This is a genomic window from Halomonas sp. Bachu 37, from assembly GCF_039691755.1.
Lineage (GTDB): Bacteria > Pseudomonadota > Gammaproteobacteria > Pseudomonadales > Halomonadaceae > Vreelandella > Vreelandella kashgarensis.
Map to the genome: position 1 here is coordinate 339,459 of NZ_CP137552.1, position 16,656 is coordinate 356,114.

The window sequence follows — 16,656 nt, forward strand, 5'->3', positions numbered from 1 at the left end:
CTTAAGCAGTGGCAACATCAATGATTGAAAATCAGGTACGGCCAAAGGTTATCCCCTTTTTCTTCGCCTATTAAATGCCTTATCGGAGATTTTAATGTTATCCGGTTCAATATCTATTGCATGTGTCAAGCCATGTAAAGACGCTTTTCTCCTCACTTATGATATCTGAGCAGTAATCGCCGACCGGAGCTTATCATTATGGCGAGAAAAAGACCTGAAACCGCTTGGTCTGTGCCATTTCGCCGAGCGATAAAGACTATGGCTTTCTTCCTTATGAGCGAGCCTTGAAAAGATGACATGAAGAAAGAATGAGCCAATCTACGCTTTGTTCCTGCTCGGTGGTACGTTACTAGATGATAGGTTAGCGAGACGCTGGAGAACCACACAGGGCTGGGCTTCCAAGGAGAAAGTATGAAGACCATCGGCATACTGGGCGGCATGAGTTGGGAGTCGACCCAAAGCTATTATCGTGCGTTGAACCTGGGGGTAAAGGAGGCGCTGGGTGGGCTTCACTCAGCCAGGGTGGTACTGGTGAGTGTCGATTTCGCTGAAATTGAAACGCTGCAGCAGCAGGGCGATTGGCAGGCGGCGGGAGACTCGCTGGCATCGGCGGCTCGCCAGGTGGAACGGGCGGGAGCGGACTTTCTGCTGATAGCCACCAATACCATGCACAAGGTGGCGGCACAGATCGAAGCGGCGATAGACATACCGTTACTGCACATCGCCGATGCCACCGCCGAGCGACTGCTGGCCGATGGTATTACCAAGGTGGGCCTGCTGGGAACGGCCTTCACCATGGAGCAGGCGTTCTACAAGGATCGCTTGAGCGAAGAGTTCGGCATCGAGGTGCTGGTGCCAGATGCGGAACAGCGCAAACTGGTCCATCGAGTGATTTACGAGGAGTTATGCCAGGGCGTGGTGGAAGAGGCATCGCGCAAGGCTTACCTGGAAGTGATCGACTCGCTTCATGGGCACGGAGCCCAGGCGGTAATACTCGGCTGCACGGAAATTGCCTTGCTGGTCGAGCAGGGCGATACCAGCGTACCGCTCTACGATACTACGGCGATTCATTGCGCCGCTGCCGTGGCGTCGGCTCTGGAGATCGATCCTTGAAGGAGCGACTCGAACGGCATCAGGTGTGGTTCTATCTAGCCGCTATTGGTGTGGGGCTGGGCCTGGGTGGAGCGAGACCCGACCTGGCGTCCCATGGCGAGCTGTTGATATGGCCGCTGTTGGCCGGGCTGCTCTACACGACTTTCACTCAGGTTCCGTTGCGTCGATTGCCCCTAGCCTTCAAGGATTGGCGTTTCATGAGTGCGTTGCTTGTGGGCAATTTCGTGGTAATGCCCCTATGCGTTGGGGGCCTGCTGCAGCTGTTACCCGACGACCCGGCCATCCAGTTGGGAGTACTGCTGGTTCTGCTGGTGCCGTGTACGGACTGGTTCATCAGTTTCACCCATCTGGGCAAGGGCGATGCGGGACGTGCCGTCGCCGCGACACCCATTCTACTGTTGGGGCAGTTCATCGCCTTGCCGTTCTACCTGTGGTGGTTCATAGGTGACGTTATGGTCGATGCCGCTATCGGCGAACACTTGTTGTATGCCTTCTTCGGCTTGATCGGCTTACCGCTGCTGCTGGCCGGATTGACGCAACGATGGGCGGCCAGCCACTGGCGTGGCGATGCCGTACTCGATAGCCTGGGATGGTTGCCGGTTCCGCTACTGGCGCTGGTGGTGGGGCTGGTGGCGGCGACCCAGGTAGCGATGATGAACGGCATACTGACCATGCTGGGGCCTGTGTTGCTGGTTTTTGTGCTCTACCTGCTGCTCGCCGTCGGGGTGGGAAAGCTGCTTGCTCGCTGCTGGCGGTTGCCGCTCGGCAGGGCCAGGACACTGGTTTTCAGCTTGAGCACGCGCAACTCCTTTGTGGTGCTACCGCTGGCCTTGATGCTCCCCACGGCGTGGGAAGCGACAGCTGTGATAATCGTGTTGCAGTCGCTTGTCGAGCTGTTCGCCATGGCGCTGCTGATTCACTGGCTTCCGCACTACTGGCTGCCTGCTGCAATTCGGCAGTAGCCGTTGGCGCCGATCGTTACGCAGTAGAGGAAAATTTTGCTAGCCTGGCCTATCGCTTGGCCACAGGAGAACGTCATGCAACCCGAGCTTGCGGCGCTACTGGAAACCGCCGGGATCACGCCGCGAGGCGAGCCAAAGCCCATGTCGGGCGGTGATATCGCCGCTGTTTACTGGCTGGAAACTACCCAGGGTGCAGTGGTGGCTAAACATGACCGCGCCGAGCGCCTGCATGGAGAAGCCGAAGGGCTTGCGGCTCTGCGTGAGGCGACCCTGGATGGGCAAGGGAGTCAGGGCGGCCTGGTCATACCGCAAGTATTGGGTATCGCTGGAGAATGGCTACTTCTCGAGGCACTGGAGAGTGCTCCGCGACGGCAAGCTGGCGAAACGGTGCTGGGCGAAGGGTTGCGACACCTTCATGCACACACGTTTACAATGCACGGTTGGTCCCATGACAACGCTTGTGGAGCGACGCCGCAAGCAAATGGCGGCTGTGAGGATGGCCGTGTTTTCCAGCGGGAGCGGCGCCTGCTGCCGCTGGCAAATGCCTGCGTGGAGCGCGGCTTGCTCAATAGTCGTGACTACGACCGCGTGGCGCAGGTAGCCGAGACGCTGGAGAAGTGGCTTCCCCAAGCGCCGGCGAGCTTGTTGCATGGCGACTTGTGGTCGGGAAATGTATTGTTCACGCCACGCGGCCCGGCACTTATCGACCCCTCGGTCTACCGGCATTATCCCGAAGTCGATCTGGCCATGCTGACCCTGTTCGGAACGCCGAGTGCGGCTTTTTTCGACGCCTACTGGAATGGCCCGACCCCAGCCGATTGGCCGCGACGGGAGGCGCTGTTTCAGCTTTACCCGTTGCTCAACCATCTGTTGTTGTTCGGGGGCGCGTATCATGGCGGCGTAACACGCACGTTACGCCGTCTGGAAAATTTCTAGTGCTATCAGAGCCTCCCGCATCGCCTGGTTTGGCGATGCTGAATATGGCGTCCTGAACAACAGTGTCATAACCGCTTTCGAGACCATCGTGAATATTTCGCAATTGAATGTCTATCCCGTCAAGTCACTGCAAGGCATAGCATTGAAACAAAGCCGCTTGCATGGGCAAGGACTGGCCTGGGACCGTCGCTGGATGCTGGTCGATATACGCCAGCGTTTCGTGACGCAGCGCCAGCTCCCCGCCCTGGCCACCATCGGCGTGAGCTTGCTGGAGGATCATCTACGCCTTGAGCACCCGCGTATGGCGCCGTTGGAAATTGCCCTGGCGCCGCGTGAAGGCAAGCTGCGCATCGTCAGTATCTGGGATGACCACTGCAAGGCTCACCCCGAAAGCGACGATGTTTCGCGCTGGCTGGTGGGGGCGCTGGGCGAGCAGGCTCAAGGGTTGACACTGGTTCGATTTGCCGAGGAATTCAAGCGCCCGGTAGAAGCGGAATTCCTGGCGGGGCGCGAAGCCGACACTCACTTCACCGATGGCTATCCCTTCCTGGTAACCACCACGGCTTCCCTGGCGGCGCTCAATATCGCTCTGGCTGACAAAGGGATGGCGCCGGTGCCCATGAATCGGTTCCGGGCGAATATCGTAGTCGAAGGCGCGGCGCCCTGGGAGGAAGATGCCTTGGCAACCCTGAGCGGGCCACATGGGCGCTATCGACTTGGCCTGAGTAAGCCGTGTCAGCGCTGCAAGATCACCACCATCGATCAACAAACCGCCGAGATACCCGTTCCCACGGAGCCGCTCAAGACGCTGCTGGAGCTCAACACCCAATCGACTCTCAAGGGTGCCCATTTCGGGCGCAACGCCACATTGCTTGAAGGGGAGGGCGAAGTCATTCGGGTGGGGGATACGTTGAGTTGAAAGGCGTCTTGCGTCGCCGCACCCCGGTGGCTACGGCCGTGCCGAGCAGAGTGATGACCATGCCGGCGATCACCTGAAGGCTCAGGGTTTCACCGAGCAGCAGATACCCCCAGAGCAATGCACTGACGGGCACCAGAAACGTGACGGTGGAGGTCGCCGTGGCGCCCGCGCTGGCCAGCAAGTGGAAATAGAGCAGAAACGCCAGGGTCGTGCTGAGCACCGCCAGGGACAAGGCATTGCCCCAGCCCAAGAGGCTGATGGGTTCGCTGGGCCATAGCAGCAAGCCCGGGACCAGCAGTACCAGTGCCGACATGGCACAGCTACCTGCGGCAAGTACCCGAGTAGGGAGGTGGGCCAGGTAAGTCCTGGAGTAATTACCCGCAATGCCGTAACAGAATGTGGCGCCCAGCACGGCCAGAATGAACCAGCCGTCACCGCCGATGGCGAAATCCAGCCGGTCGGCGGAAAGCACATAGACACCACCGAACGCCATGGCCAACCCCAGGTACTGCCGGCGCTCTATCGGAGTAGTAAAGAAGAGCGCACCTAACAGCGCGGTGAAGATCGGTGTGGTGGCATTGATCAAGGATGTAAAACCCGCTTCCAGCCGTGTCGTGGCAAGGGCCAGCAGGGTAAAGGGCAACACATGATTGACGATGCCGAGAAACAACAGCCGCCCCTTGTGCTGCCAGATAAGCCCCAGGTAGTGCAGGCTGAGTAGAAGCGGTACCAGCAGCAGGGCTCCCACCCCCATGCGCACGAGAATCAAGGGGATAGGGCCGAATTCGGGCACGGCTACGCGCATGAAAATGAACGACATCCCCCAGAGCGAAGAGAGCATAATCAGGCGCAGTGCATCGGCCGGTACCATTTGTCGTCCTTGATTGGTTTAGTGAGCTATGAGATTACGACCGAATCGGCGCTCAGAAAAGCCAGTATGAAGATTGGCCTGGAAAATTGGGAGTAAGCTTCTGAAAATTATTGAGCTTCTTCGCAAACCGTGCCCTATGAGCAAGCAATCGTAGCAAGATCGTCTACAGTGAATAGAACATGTCGATGCAGGCCATGAGCAGGATGACAAGCGTGGGGTACCCCGTTTCAAACGCTCCGGTTCAGGCCTGTTTTACTGATGAAAAGGAGAGGAAAAATGGATCGTCACGCAAGTGCTCATTGGGAAGGTGGACTCAAGGATGGCAAAGGCACGGTTTCCACGGAAAGTGGCGTCCTTGATTCGCAATCCTACGCTTTCAGTACGCGTTTTGAAGATGAGAAAGGCACCAATCCCGAAGAACTGATCGGTGCTGCCCATGCTAGTTGCTTTTCCATGGCCTTATCCATGGTTCTCGGCGAGGAAGGCTATAAAGCGGAGCGGATCGATACCAAGGCTTCCGTCAACATTTCGCAGAGTGCGGATGGATTCGATATTTCCAAGATCCATCTGGACGTTAAGGCTTCGGTCAGTGGGGCTGACGAAGCGGCCTTCAAGAAGGCGGCAGAGACGGCCAAGAAAAACTGCCCGGTTTCCAAGGTTCTCAATGCCGAAATTACCATGGATGCAGAGTTGATTGATGGCTAGACAAACGGCAGCCGGGTAGGTGTTGTCAATGTTGCTCATGAAACAAACTCAGGGGTTAATTAAACAATAAAAACGGCAGGGTAATACCCTGCCGTTTGTCTTGCTGGCTTTACCCTTGGATGAAATCAATAAGCCCTATAGCCTTCTTAATTCGCTAGCGGGTCTTCTTCCTCTTCATCCAGATACTGATCGTCTGCGGCACGTTGGCGGTCCCAGTCGTCCTTATCGTATTCGGCGGCTCCTTCCAATGCTTCCTGGGTAGCATGGACGCGAATGATGTACTCTTCGCCATCTTCTTCACGGGCCAATTCCAGTGAATCCCACTCGATGGCGATGTCGCGTTCGCCCATACCGAGGAAACCGCCAAGACCGACCACGACGGCGACGACTTCACCATTCTTGTTGATGACTAGATCATGGATCGTGCCGATATCTTCGTCGTCTTCGACGCTGCTGCGCACATTATTGCCGGTGAGATCGTCGACATGGAATACGTTGCGGGGCGTCTCGGTCAGATAGGTGGCTTGCATCGTCTCGGTGGACGTTGATTGCATGCCCGAGTGCTCATCTCCGTTATTTTCTTCCATGGCGTGTGCTGCACCGGCGGCAAGCAGGAACGCCGGAATCATGAGAGTTCCGAGAAGAGTCGGCTTCATCGTTTTCATTGCATTGCTCCTTGCACTTGCATAGAGGCAGGATTAAGGAGCCTTCGACCCCATCCTCATAAACCTGCCAAGACAATCAATAGTCAGCTTATTGGGAATGGACTCTGGAAGCTTCCATGGCCAACTATTTCTCCTGATTCTCAAGATAGATGCTAGCGAGCCGATTTCAAATGGCATGTTATGGTGCGCAAACGCTTATGAGAGCCGGGTTGGGCAATGTCGGTAGGGCTGTCGAGCGTTGACGCGGAGGGGCGGACTCTCTATTGTCGCTGCGTTATTGTTACCTCTGTTTAATTCTTCTTAGCAGGAGTCATCGTGGATCTCGCGACACTCATCGGTTTGGTAGGCGCAGCGGTTCTGGTCAGTACCGCGGTGATCCTGGGTGCGTCCCCGGAAGTCTTCATGAACCCCACCGGGCTGCTGCTGGTGGTAGGGGGTAGCCTGTTCGTGGTGCTGGCGAAATTCAGCCTGACTCAGTTTCGGTTCGCCTTCAAGGCTGCAACCCGCGCGTTCAAGTTCCAGCTTCCCAGCACCCAGGAAAGCATCGAGGAGCTGGTGGAGCTCTCGAAGGTTTCGCGCAAGCGGGGCTTGCTGGCACTCGAGGATCAGGAAGTCGCCTCACCTTTTCTGCAGCAAGGGCTGCAGATGCTGGCCGATGGCTTTAACGCCGAGATGATCAAGGAGATGATGGACAAGGAGCGCTTGCTAACACTGGAGCGCAACGAAGCCGGCGGTCGGGTGTTTACCGCCCTGGCGGACGTGGCTCCTTCCATGGGCATGATCGGCACCTTGGTCGGCCTGGTCCAGATGTTGGCTAACATGGATGATCCCGCCATGATCGGCCCGGCCATGGCGGTGGCGCTGCTGACGACGCTTTACGGCGCGATGATTGCCACCATGATCGCCAATCCCATCGCCGATAAATTGTGGCTGCGAATGAATCAAGAAGCCAAGATGCAGCAGTTGTGGATCGATGCCGTGCTGGCGATAAAGGGTGACAAGAACCCCCGAGTACTGGGGCAGATGCTGAACATCTATCTTCCCCCCGAGAGTCGCGCCAAGGAAGACGCTCCGGTTAATGACAAGCCCGCAGGCGAGCAGGCCTGATTCATGAACAGGAAGTCCAATATCCCCGCGTGGATGGTGACCTACGCGGACTTGATGACCTTGCTGCTGTGCTTTTTCGTGTTGCTGCTCTCCTTCGCCGAAATCGATGCGGATAAGTTCCGTCGGATCGCCGGCGAGCTCTCCAAGGCATTCGGGGTCCAGCGCGATATCGAGGCCATGCAGATTCCCAAGGGGACCAGTGCCGTGTTCGACCAGTTTTCCCCGGCGGCACCCGACCGCACGTTGCTGGATGAGATTCGTCAGCGCACCATGGAGGAGAATCCCGAACTTGAAACCCTGCGCAACCTGATCAATTCACGCCTTCAACGTCAGGTGGAAGAGGTGGCGGCGCGGGTCGAGACACTGCTGCAGGACTCCATCGAGGAGGGGGTGACTCACGTTGAGGTGGAACATCTGCGAGTGGTTATCCGTATCGAGGAGAAGGGGACTTTCCTTTCCGGTTCGGCTAACGTCACGCAGGCGTTTGCCGCTCTGCTGGTAGAGATGGCGGAAGTGCTGGAAGACTTGCCCGGAACGGTGGCGATAGATGGCCACACCGATAACGTCCCCATTCGGACGGCACGTTTCCAAAGTAACTGGGACCTGTCCGCGATGCGGGCGGCTTCGGTTGCCAACGTTCTGCTGCTCAACCCGGAACTGGCGAGCGAACGCTTGGTGGTGCAGGGCTTTGCCGATACGCAGCCGCGCGCGGATAACGCGACCGCAGAGGGGCGAGCGCAGAATCGGCGCGTGGAAATTACCATTGATCTCAGCGAAGCCACCGAGGAGCGGGGTGTGACGTCCCTGCAGCGTTTGGCGCCTCCTGTTGCCGAGCCTCCTGCAAAGTCGGAAGCGGTATCGCCGACCTATCTCGAGAGGTTGCTGCCGGCGCCCGATCTTATGCCTGCCGAGGAGACGTTGACGGCGCCGATCAATCCCTTCTTCCCCGAGCAGGGATAAACAAGCATCAGCTAAGTGGTAGTATCATTCGGCTGCCGTCGAGACCCCGGATACCGGGTCGACCAACTGCAATACTACAGCCTGGCGAACCAGTTCCGCCAGGTTGGCCGCGCCCATCGTTTTCATCGCTCTGAGTCGGTATACCTCTACTGTCTTATGGCTTACCCCGATTCGTTCAGCAATTTCCCGGCTGGTCAGGCCTTCCCCAATGTGGACGACGATCTGCTTTTCCTTGGGGCGTAGGGCACGGTAACGCGCTTCCAGGCGCGCCAGTCGTGACTGACGTTCGCGCTCATGCTGATGCTCGTTGAGTGCCTGCTGCACGGTATCCAGCAGTTGCTGGTGATTGAAGGGTTTCTCGATGAAATCAAAGGCGCCGGTCTTGAGGGCGGTGACCGCCATCGGCACGTCGCCGTGTCCGGTCATGACGATGACCGGCAGGGTGACTCCGCGGTCACGAAGCTGCTGCTGGACCTGCAAGCCGCTGATACCGGGCATGCGTACATCCAGTAATACGACATCGAAGCAGCCGATGTCGGCCGCCAGGAAAGCTTCACCATCGGCAAAGGCACAACAGGCCAGGCCGACCGATTCCAGTAGCCAGGCGAGGGAGTCGCGCAGTGCCTGGTCGTCATCGACCACGGCGATACGAGCAGCGGCGGTGTCATTCACACATATTTCCCCGGTTGTTGCGTCGTGGTGGGTTCGGCTCTCAGTGTACCGGCCAGGGTGGCGCCGCTGAAGTCGCTATCCTCAACCACTGCAAGGCGGCCGCCCATCGCTTCCATCAGTGTCCGGCTGATTGCCAGCCCCATTCCCAGTCCTTCGGGCCGGGTGGAGTGAAACGGGGTGAAAACTTCTTCGGCCCGGCTAGCGCTGATGCCGGGTCCCTGGTCGCTGACGCGAAAGGTGACTTCCCGTGGACCGCTTCGTTGGGCGGACAGCACGACGCGCATCGCACCTGGATGGTGGCGGCTGGCCTCCAGTGCGTTAAGCAGCAGATTGACCAGTACCTGTTCGAGTGCTACCGGGTCGGCCTGTACGCGGGGCAGTGGCGCAGCTAACCGCTGCTCCAATCCGATGCCAGCTTGATGAAACTGCCATTCGCACAATCGACAGGCACTTTCGGCAACATCGGCCAATACCAGAGGGCGGGCCTGGGTGCGACCCTTGCGCACGAAGCTACGAATGTGCCGCAGGCGTTGCGCCAGTCGTTGGACCTGCTCGTCGATACGGCGCAACGGAAGTTCCAGGTCGGCGGCGGGTCGTTGTGGGTCGCTTTTCAGCTGCATCAACGCGCCACTGGCGTAGTTGGCGATCGCTCCCAGTGGCTGGTTCAGTTCATGGGCGATATTGGACGCGAGCTCGCCGGTGGTGGCGAGGCGGTTGGCATGGGCGATCTGTTCCTGATGCCGATGCGCCTGTGCTTCGGCGGCCTGTCGCAGGCTGATGTCCCGATTCAGCAGCGATAGATGGGCGGGTTCGGCGCCCGGCCCGCGATGGGCGATTACCACGCTCAATACGGGGATATGCCGCGCCGTGCCTTGCATGACCAGCTCCCCGCTCCACGAGCCGTAACGTGCCACGGCAGGAAATACGACCTCACGCAGGATTGCCAGCGACTCGGCAGTGTACACATTGGCAAGGCGCACGGCACCGGGCTCGCGTGGCAGGGAAAGCTGCCGACGTGCCGCTTCGTTGGAGTTGAATATGCCTTCGTCTCCGTCGATGAACAGCACGTAATCGGTAGTGGATTCGACGACTTGCGCCAGCCGTTCGCGGTTGGCTTCCGCTTCGATCCGCCTGCCGACATCCCGGGAGACGCAGAGAATGTCGAGCAACTCGCCGCTATCGGGGTCGCGCCGTGTACGGCTGGTGGTTTCGAACCACACGTAATGTCCCTGCTTGGCCCTGAAGCGGTACGTCTGCTGATAGAAGCCCGCGTGGTAGTAGACGCGGGGGGATTTGGTCAGTAGGTCGTTCAAGTCGGTGGGGTGGAACAGATCATAGGCGGAAACGCCGATCAGTTCTTCGGGAGCGTAACCCAACAGCTCCCGAGCCGCCTGGGAAGCATAGAGAAAGGTGCCGTCGCGAGCATGGCGAGAGATCAGGTCGGTGGTACTTTCGGCCAGCCACTGGAAGTGCCGCTTGTCGGCTTCAAGCTCGGCATTGCGCGCCTCCAGCAAGGCGAGACGATTCTTGAGCCGGGCGAGTTGATCGTTATCCATTCAACGGGCCGGGTCGACCAGGCCGCCGAGAGAGGCATTGCGCCGAAACCACCCGGCGATACTGGCGCGGGGAAGACGTGTGGGCAGCACTTCGTGGGGAACCGTCTCGGAAAGAAAACAGGCGAAAGTGCCGGCACTGGGAGGGATTCGGGCGAGTTCCCGGGCTGGGTCGTCTGCCGCGTAGATCACCATCTCACCGCCGCCATCGCTGGGCCAGTCGGGATTGAGATAGCCCACCGTGGAGATCACTCGGTTGGCGCGTCCCCGAAAGCTGTCCAGGTGACGTTGGTAAAAGGCTCCCGGCGGGTAGTGAGCAAAGTGCGCCTCGTATTCGAAGAGCCCGAGGTACAGGGCTTGATTCAATTCGCGCTGCAGGTAAGCCATTGCTTCCAGGTAAAGCCGTTGCGCTTCGCTTTCCCTATCCAGCCAGTGAATGGCATCGCCGCGAATATCCTTGCGCAGGTGGTGCTGCTTGCCGCGCCCTATCCCGGCTTCGTCGAGGATATCGTGACGTGCCAGGTGCTGTATTTCCTGCATCAAGGTCTGGCACAGGCCTGCATCGATCATGTCGGTGCCCACGAACCAGCCTTGCTTAACCAGGCCTTCGATGAGAGCGGGCACCATTTTACGGTTCAGGGCCGGAGAAGGCAGATCCCGGGGCGGGGTAAAGAGCGCAGTGGCCGTCATTGGGATTCTCTGGGCTGTGTATTGCTGGACTGTATATCGCTGGATCGGCTGTCTCTGGATTGGCTGTCTCTGGAATAGAAAGTGGCCTCATGGGAGGGCAGCCGGCGTTCGGGAAAGTAGCATAACGGCCCGCAAGGCCGTTCGAGCAGGCTGATATTCATGCCGAATCCTTCGGCCAGCAGTTCCACCAGCATCATTGCCGAAAGCCCCCAGATAACGTGACCCTGAACATGGTAGCTGGGCACGAAGTGGGCCTTGCCGTCCACCGTGATCACATCGGTATGGTGGCGCTCGTCATCGAGAAAATGCCGCAACGGTACCTCGAAAATGGCGTCGAGTTCCGTCGGATCGGGGGACAGTGGCAAGTCGGGTGGAATCACCCCCACCCAAGGGGTGACACGGATGCCGTGCAGGGAAATGACATCGGAAAGGCGCCCAAGGCAGCGCACCTCCTGGGCGGGAAGGGCGGTTTCCTCCCATGCCTCGCGCAGGGCGGTAGCGTACAGATCGGCATCGCCGGGCTCGCGTTTACCACCGGGAAAGGCGACTTGGCCGCTGTGGGTGTTCAGATGACTCGCGCGCCGCGTGAACAGCAGGGTCGGTTCCGCTCGCTCGACTATCGGCAACAACACGGCGGCTTGCGGGAGTTCAACATGCTCAAGCATCCGGGGCCGATGCAGTTGCAGCTGTTCGTGGAGTTTCTCTAACATGGGGTATCCGTCATGTTTGCGTTCTTTTACCCAGCGGGGTAAGCCGCGTCAAGCTCGGTGATACCATGCCATATTCGCATCAGTCTTGAGAGGGAGCACGATGAACTTTTGTAGCCATTGTGGTGATACGGTGAGTTTCGTCATCCCTGAGGGCGACGATCGTCCGCGTTATCGATGTCACTCCTGTGAGACGATCCATTATCAGAATCCGCGTATTGTCGCAGGCACCTTGCCGGTGTTCGGCTCGCAAGTACTACTGTGCCGCCGGGCTATCGCGCCTCGCTTGGGCTACTGGACGCTGCCGGCCGGCTACATGGAAAACGCCGAGACGACTCGTCAGGCCGCTGCCCGCGAAACCCGCGAAGAAGCTTGCGCGGAAGTGTCACTCTGCAATCTATATACGCTGATCGACCTGCCCCACATCAATCAGGTCTACATGATTTTCCGAGCGGACCTGCTTGGTGATTTTGCCGCCGGTGTAGAGAGTCTGGAAGTAGCGCTCTTCGAAGAGCATGACATTCCCTGGGATGAGCTGGCGTTCCCCACGATTGAACGCACGTTGCGCCACTACTACGCCGACCGGCAACATGGCATGTTTCCCCTGCATGTCAGCGAGATCACTCAAGAGGACCGGGAGCGCTATTTCGGTAGTGCGTGAAGGGCGCCGCTAACCGGTAGATGACGAGGCCAAGCCGGTCGCCTGGCTCGCACTTAGATATCCACCAATTGCCAGACTTCATAAGCGGGCTCTTCGTAAGGATGCGCCAGCTTGAGTGCCGCCACGGCGGTACGAATGTGGTCATCGCTGCATACCAGTTCGACTTTCACCTCTTTGACGTATTCAAGCTCGCCGACTTTCCCTATGTGGGGATCGGCGCCCTCCAAGGGGCGGAACTGGCCGGTTCCCGGGGTCTGGAAGCAACACGCTTCATAATTGCCGATACGGCCGGCGCCGGTTTCGAAGACCGCTTCCTTGACGTTTTCCGCCGATTCTACCGGGACAAAGAAGGCCAGTTTGTACATTGCAATCTCCTTGGGCTTGTTCGGGCTTGCCTTTTTTTGCGGTAAATACATACAATCGAAAATGTTAATTTCTAACGAATTGTTTAATCTTTCGCTGACTATCGCTAGGCTATGGTATGCATGGCAGTCTGGATAGCCATCAGGGTATCTGTCCAGTGACCAGCGATGGCAAGCGAAGGACAGGAATGCCATAGCGAGAATGAACAGCGGTTGGCCCTATCCAGCCAGCGGGAAATTTGACCAGGGATAAACCAATCAGGGACGGATCATGAAAGACAAGCGAAAGCCTTTATTTTGGTGGGGCCTGGCGACAGGCCTGATGTTGAGCAATTCCGTTGCGGCCCAGAGTGTCTTTTCCGTGAAAGTGGAAAATGACATGTTCGCCAGCGGTGAAGATGGTCACTACACCAATGGCGTTGAACTCAACTGGACCTTCGAGCCTAGCCCCGACCACTGGACGCAGCTCCTGGCTCAGGGCTTGCCCCAGTCGATAATGAGCAATGCCGGAGGGGTGTCGTATCGGTTCGGCCAGCAAATTTATACGCCGAACGAGATCAGTCGTTCGGAATTGATCAGCGACGATCGTCCCTACGCCGGGCTGCTGTTTGGCGGCGTGTCTCTGCACAATGATGTTCAGCAGGACAATTGGCGTCAGGCCACCGATCTGCACGTCGATGTCGGCCTGGTCGGGCCCGATTCACTCGCCGAGAATATCCAGCGCGAAGTACACAAGATAACCGACAGCGATAAACCGCAGGGTTGGCGTCATCAGCTCGATAACGAGCCGATCCTTAACCTGGGGTATCGGCGCCAGTGGTGGCGAATGCACTCGGTGGGCGGCAAGGGGCTCGAACATGGACCGAGCGTGAGTGCAGCGCTGGGCAATCTCTATACCTACGCCGGCGCCGGCTACGGTGTGCGCTGGGGGGATCGTAGTTATGGCCTGCCCGCCGTTGCTCCCGCCCAGGGTGGCCGCCAGTATTTCTCGCGGACGGAGGATTTCGGCTGGTATGTGTTTGCCTCGGTGGAGGGGCGCTATATGGCGCACAATCTGCTGCTGGACGGCAATACCTTCGGGGACAGCCATTCCGTGGACCGGAACGAGTGGGTCGGCGATGCCCAAGTTGGCGTTGCCGCCACGTGGGAGCAGTGGCAGCTAGCCTATACTGCCGTGTGGCGAACCAAGGAATTCGATACCCAGAAGGAGCACGACAAGTTCGGTTCGCTCACCCTTTCCAGGCATTTCTGAGGCGCTGCCACCAGGCCGGAAAAAGCGTGCTACGCTGTTGCAAGAAGTCCGCGACCGGCCTTACTTGAGCATGACGATCCAGCATCGGGGCATGTCCGCAGCCGGGCACTTCCAGTGTCACCAGGCTGGGCTGTATCTCGCGCATTCGGACTATACTTTCTTTTCGCAGTAACGGCGATTCGGCGCCCCGAATCACCATGAGCGGGCAGCGGATACGTTCCCAGTCCGCCCAGGTGTCCCGGGGAGTGTCATGGATGAATTGCTCACCGATACGCGGATCGTAATGAAGGCTCCAGGAACCGTCTGGAAGCCGCCGAGCGCTGCCCAGGGCCAGTTGACGCCAGTCGGCTTCGCTATCGATACCGAAACCTCGATAGTGCTGCTTGAGAGACTCGAGTAGTTCACTAAAATGGCTGTAGCGTTTCATTACGCCAAAGTACGTTGCCATTTCGGCCAAGGCGTCGCTATCCAGCTCCGGCCCGACATCGTTGAGCACCAGGCGTTGTATTCGGTTGGCGGTTGCCGGCTCGGCGGCCAGCATCATTCCCAACAGGCCTCCCATGGACGTACCAATCCACGGGACACGCTCAAGCTCGAAGTGATCCAGTACTGCCAAGGCTACGGCCATGTAATGAGAGTAGAGATAATCGTGAGCAGGATACAGCGACCAGCTCGACAGCCCACGGCCCGGCGTATCGGGCGCCAGGACCCGCCATCCGGGACCCAGCTCCCGGGCAAGTGCAGCGAAATCACCGCCATGACGCGCCAGGCCATGCCAGGCCACTACCGTCCTGGGGGCGTCCGGATGCCAGATACGCACGGCCACTTCCAGTTCACGTACCTTGATAAGCTCCAGTGCTTCCATCGGCCCCTCTCCTTGGCTTCTAGGCTACTCGGCAGCATAGTTGGGTGTATCTTGCAATGCAGCAAAAAAATGACAAATTCCCACCGTCATCCAACATCTTCAAAAAACATGCGACAATGTATGTAAGTATCTACCCGACGCTTTAGATTGAGGAAAATATTATGCTGCAACCCGGTTCCTCCACGGCCAAGAAGACTTTCCGTCCCTTAAATCAGATCTTGCTGACGGCCATGCTGGTATCCGCCTCGGCTTCTCCTGCCTGGGCTGCCGACTTGCTGTCCATCACTCGGGATGCCTTGAACAACAACGCCGAGCTCGGTTCGGTCAACGCTCAGACCGGCAGCGTCAGGGCTGGGCTCGACATCGAGCAAGGCGACCTACTTCCGCAGATAGGTGCCTCGGGTCGTCTCGTACACAATCGCCAGTACGAAAGCCAGGAAAGCCGAGTCAGGCCCGGTGTCGGTACCGATGCGGGCGAAGGATCGCTAGGTGGTGCGACCGGTGAGGATAGCTTCAATAATGTCAGCCTGACACTGGAAGCGACCCAAGCCTTGTTTGACGCCCGGAACAGGCGGGAAGTGGAAGTGGTCGAGCGTCAGGTCGATCAGCAGCTCTATGTGCTTGCCGCTACCGAGCAGCAGGTAGTATACGACGTCTCGGCGGCGTACTTCGAAATACTGCGAGCTCACGATATTCTCGAGGCGAGAATGGCCCAGGAACGAGCTATCGGGCGACAGTTGGAGCAGGCCAGAGAGCAGTTCGAGGTGGGACTGATCGCCATTACCGAAGTCGAAGAGGCGCGGGCGAGTTTCGACCAGTCACGAGCCGAGCGAATTGCGGCGGAAAGCAACCTGCAGGTCAGCTTCGAACAGCTCGAACGACTCACCGGCCAGCGCTACGACAGCATCGAGTCACTAGATAATGAAATGCCGATTGAGCCGCCTATTCCCAGCGAACGCGATTTCTGGGTCTCCACCGCCCTGGAGAGCAATCCACTGGTGCTGGCGGAGCAGGCGGGAGTCGCCGTGTCGCGAAGCAGTGTGGAAGTCGCCCGAGCCGACCGTCTTCCGGTAGTCGATGCCTTCGCCAGCTATCAGTTTGCCGATAGCGATGTTGATGCCGTAACGGGGCATGACTCCTCCAGTCAGTTAGGGCTGAGCATCAGCTTGCCCTTGTACACCGGTGGCCGCACCCAAGCCGGCATCCGTCAAAGCACCTACAATCTTGAAGCCAGCCAGTATGATTTCGAGGCCCAGCGCCGTGGTGCCATCCAACAGGTGCGCTCTCTCTACACCCAGGTGAGCAATGACGTTTCGACGGTCGAAGCGCGTGCGCAGGCCATCGTCTCCAATCAGAGCGCACTGGATGCTACCCGCGCGGGCTATGAAGTCGGTACCCGTAACATCGTCGACGTGCTTAATGCGGAACAGAGTTTATATAACGCTATTTCCAACTACGCTCAGGCTCGCTACGACTACGTCATCAATCTGCTTGCCTTGCACCAGCAGGCCGGCACCCTCGACGTGGAGGTGATCGAAGAGCTCAATGCCTGGCTCGATGGCGAGAGCATCACGTTCACCTTGCCAGAAGAACGTGACGACGCTGATAGCGTGACCGATATCGGTCAGCGGCCTCAGCAGCCAGTGGAGTGAAGCG

The 16,656-nt window shown here is 58.4% G+C and carries 18 protein-coding genes; 10 read left to right on the top strand and 8 right to left on the bottom strand.

Going from position 1 to position 16,656, the window contains the following annotated elements:
• The first annotated feature begins 411 nt into the window (after window positions 1-411).
• From R5M92_RS01455 to R5M92_RS01470, 4 genes are all read left to right on the top strand, one after another.
• Window positions 412-1,113, top strand: coding sequence for an aspartate/glutamate racemase family protein (locus tag R5M92_RS01455; RefSeq protein ID WP_346797291.1), 702 nt, complete (start codon window positions 412-414; stop codon window positions 1,111-1,113).
• Complete coding sequence (locus tag R5M92_RS01460) at window positions 1,110-2,075, top strand: arsenic resistance protein (protein ID WP_346797293.1); 966 nt, start codon at window positions 1,110-1,112, stop codon at window positions 2,073-2,075. Before R5M92_RS01455 ends, R5M92_RS01460 begins: the two co-directional genes overlap by 4 nt.
• Before the next feature lie 75 nt (window positions 2,076-2,150).
• On the top strand, window positions 2,151-3,011 hold the full coding sequence (locus R5M92_RS01465; protein WP_346797294.1) for a fructosamine kinase family protein: 861 nt from the start codon (window positions 2,151-2,153) through the stop codon (window positions 3,009-3,011).
• 88 nt (window positions 3,012-3,099) lie between these two features.
• Window positions 3,100-3,930 (top strand): MOSC domain-containing protein, encoded by an 831-nt coding sequence (locus R5M92_RS01470; RefSeq protein WP_346797296.1) that lies wholly within the window; start codon window positions 3,100-3,102, stop codon window positions 3,928-3,930.
• Here the strand turns inward: R5M92_RS01470 and R5M92_RS01475 are convergent.
• A complete protein-coding gene (locus R5M92_RS01475) occupies window positions 3,902-4,801 on the bottom strand; it encodes a DMT family transporter (protein ID WP_346797297.1) in 900 nt (299 codons plus the stop codon). The two genes, R5M92_RS01470 and R5M92_RS01475, sit on opposite strands and share 29 nt — an antisense overlap.
• A gap of 276 nt (window positions 4,802-5,077) precedes the next feature.
• On the opposite strand from R5M92_RS01475, the gene R5M92_RS01480 reads away from it, so the two are divergent.
• Window positions 5,078-5,506, top strand: a complete 429-nt coding sequence (locus R5M92_RS01480) for an OsmC family protein (RefSeq protein ID WP_346797299.1) — start codon at window positions 5,078-5,080, stop codon at window positions 5,504-5,506.
• A 146-nt stretch (window positions 5,507-5,652) separates the two neighbouring features.
• Here R5M92_RS01480 and R5M92_RS01485 read toward each other — a convergent pair whose 3' ends face one another.
• Window positions 5,653-6,171: a PRC-barrel domain-containing protein gene (locus R5M92_RS01485; protein ID WP_346797301.1), complete on the bottom strand. Its 519-nt coding sequence runs from the start codon at window positions 6,169-6,171 to the stop codon at window positions 5,653-5,655.
• A gap of 315 nt (window positions 6,172-6,486) precedes the next feature.
• Between R5M92_RS01485 and R5M92_RS01490 the strand changes: the two genes are divergently transcribed.
• On the top strand, window positions 6,487-7,278 hold the full coding sequence (locus R5M92_RS01490) for a MotA/TolQ/ExbB proton channel family protein (protein ID WP_346797302.1): 792 nt from the start codon (window positions 6,487-6,489) through the stop codon (window positions 7,276-7,278).
• Window positions 7,279-7,281: 3 nt separating this feature from the next.
• The gene (locus R5M92_RS01495) at window positions 7,282-8,238 is read left to right on the top strand and encodes a flagellar motor protein MotB (protein ID WP_346797304.1); all 957 of its coding nucleotides are present in this window, start codon (window positions 7,282-7,284) and stop codon (window positions 8,236-8,238) included.
• Between the two features lie 24 nt (window positions 8,239-8,262).
• Here R5M92_RS01495 and R5M92_RS01500 read toward each other — a convergent pair whose 3' ends face one another.
• The 4 genes from R5M92_RS01500 to R5M92_RS01515 are packed head-to-tail and all read right to left on the bottom strand — an operon-like array spanning window position 8,263 to window position 11,863.
• On the bottom strand, window positions 8,263-8,910 hold the full coding sequence (locus R5M92_RS01500; protein WP_346797306.1) for a response regulator transcription factor: 648 nt from the start codon (window positions 8,908-8,910) through the stop codon (window positions 8,263-8,265).
• Complete coding sequence (locus R5M92_RS01505) at window positions 8,907-10,466, bottom strand: ATP-binding protein (RefSeq protein WP_346797309.1); 1,560 nt, start codon at window positions 10,464-10,466, stop codon at window positions 8,907-8,909. The genes R5M92_RS01500 and R5M92_RS01505 overlap by 4 nt, the downstream gene beginning before the upstream one ends.
• Window positions 10,467-11,153 carry a 2OG-Fe(II) oxygenase gene (locus R5M92_RS01510; protein ID WP_417339042.1) on the bottom strand — a complete coding sequence of 229 codons (687 nt, stop codon included), beginning with the start codon at window positions 11,151-11,153 and terminating at the stop codon, window positions 10,467-10,469.
• A complete protein-coding gene (locus R5M92_RS01515) occupies window positions 11,150-11,863 on the bottom strand; it encodes a CoA pyrophosphatase (RefSeq protein WP_346797311.1) in 714 nt (237 codons plus the stop codon). Before R5M92_RS01515 ends, R5M92_RS01510 begins: the two co-directional genes overlap by 4 nt.
• A 100-nt stretch (window positions 11,864-11,963) precedes the next feature.
• Here R5M92_RS01515 and R5M92_RS01520 point away from each other — a divergent pair, with 100 nt between their 5' ends.
• Complete coding sequence (locus R5M92_RS01520; RefSeq protein WP_346797313.1) at window positions 11,964-12,521, top strand: NUDIX hydrolase; 558 nt, start codon at window positions 11,964-11,966, stop codon at window positions 12,519-12,521.
• 53 nt (window positions 12,522-12,574) lie between these two features.
• Here the strand turns inward: R5M92_RS01520 and R5M92_RS01525 are convergent, their stop codons facing one another.
• Complete coding sequence (locus R5M92_RS01525) at window positions 12,575-12,886, bottom strand: NGG1p interacting factor NIF3 (RefSeq protein WP_346797315.1); 312 nt, start codon at window positions 12,884-12,886, stop codon at window positions 12,575-12,577.
• Window positions 12,887-13,154: 268 nt separating this feature from the next.
• Between R5M92_RS01525 and R5M92_RS01530 the strand changes: the two genes are divergently transcribed.
• Window positions 13,155-14,135 (top strand): lipid A deacylase LpxR family protein, encoded by a 981-nt coding sequence (locus tag R5M92_RS01530; protein ID WP_346797317.1) that lies wholly within the window; start codon window positions 13,155-13,157, stop codon window positions 14,133-14,135.
• On the opposite strand, the gene R5M92_RS01535 is transcribed toward R5M92_RS01530, so the two are convergent.
• Window positions 14,113-15,000 carry an alpha/beta hydrolase gene (locus tag R5M92_RS01535; protein ID WP_346797319.1) on the bottom strand — a complete coding sequence of 296 codons (888 nt, stop codon included), beginning with the start codon at window positions 14,998-15,000 and terminating at the stop codon, window positions 14,113-14,115. The two genes, R5M92_RS01530 and R5M92_RS01535, sit on opposite strands and share 23 nt — an antisense overlap.
• A 161-nt stretch (window positions 15,001-15,161) precedes the next feature.
• Between R5M92_RS01535 and R5M92_RS01540 the strand changes: the two genes are divergently transcribed.
• Window positions 15,162-16,652 carry a TolC family outer membrane protein gene (locus tag R5M92_RS01540; protein WP_346797320.1) on the top strand — a complete coding sequence of 497 codons (1,491 nt, stop codon included), beginning with the start codon at window positions 15,162-15,164 and terminating at the stop codon, window positions 16,650-16,652.
• Window positions 16,653-16,656 lie beyond the last annotated feature (4 nt).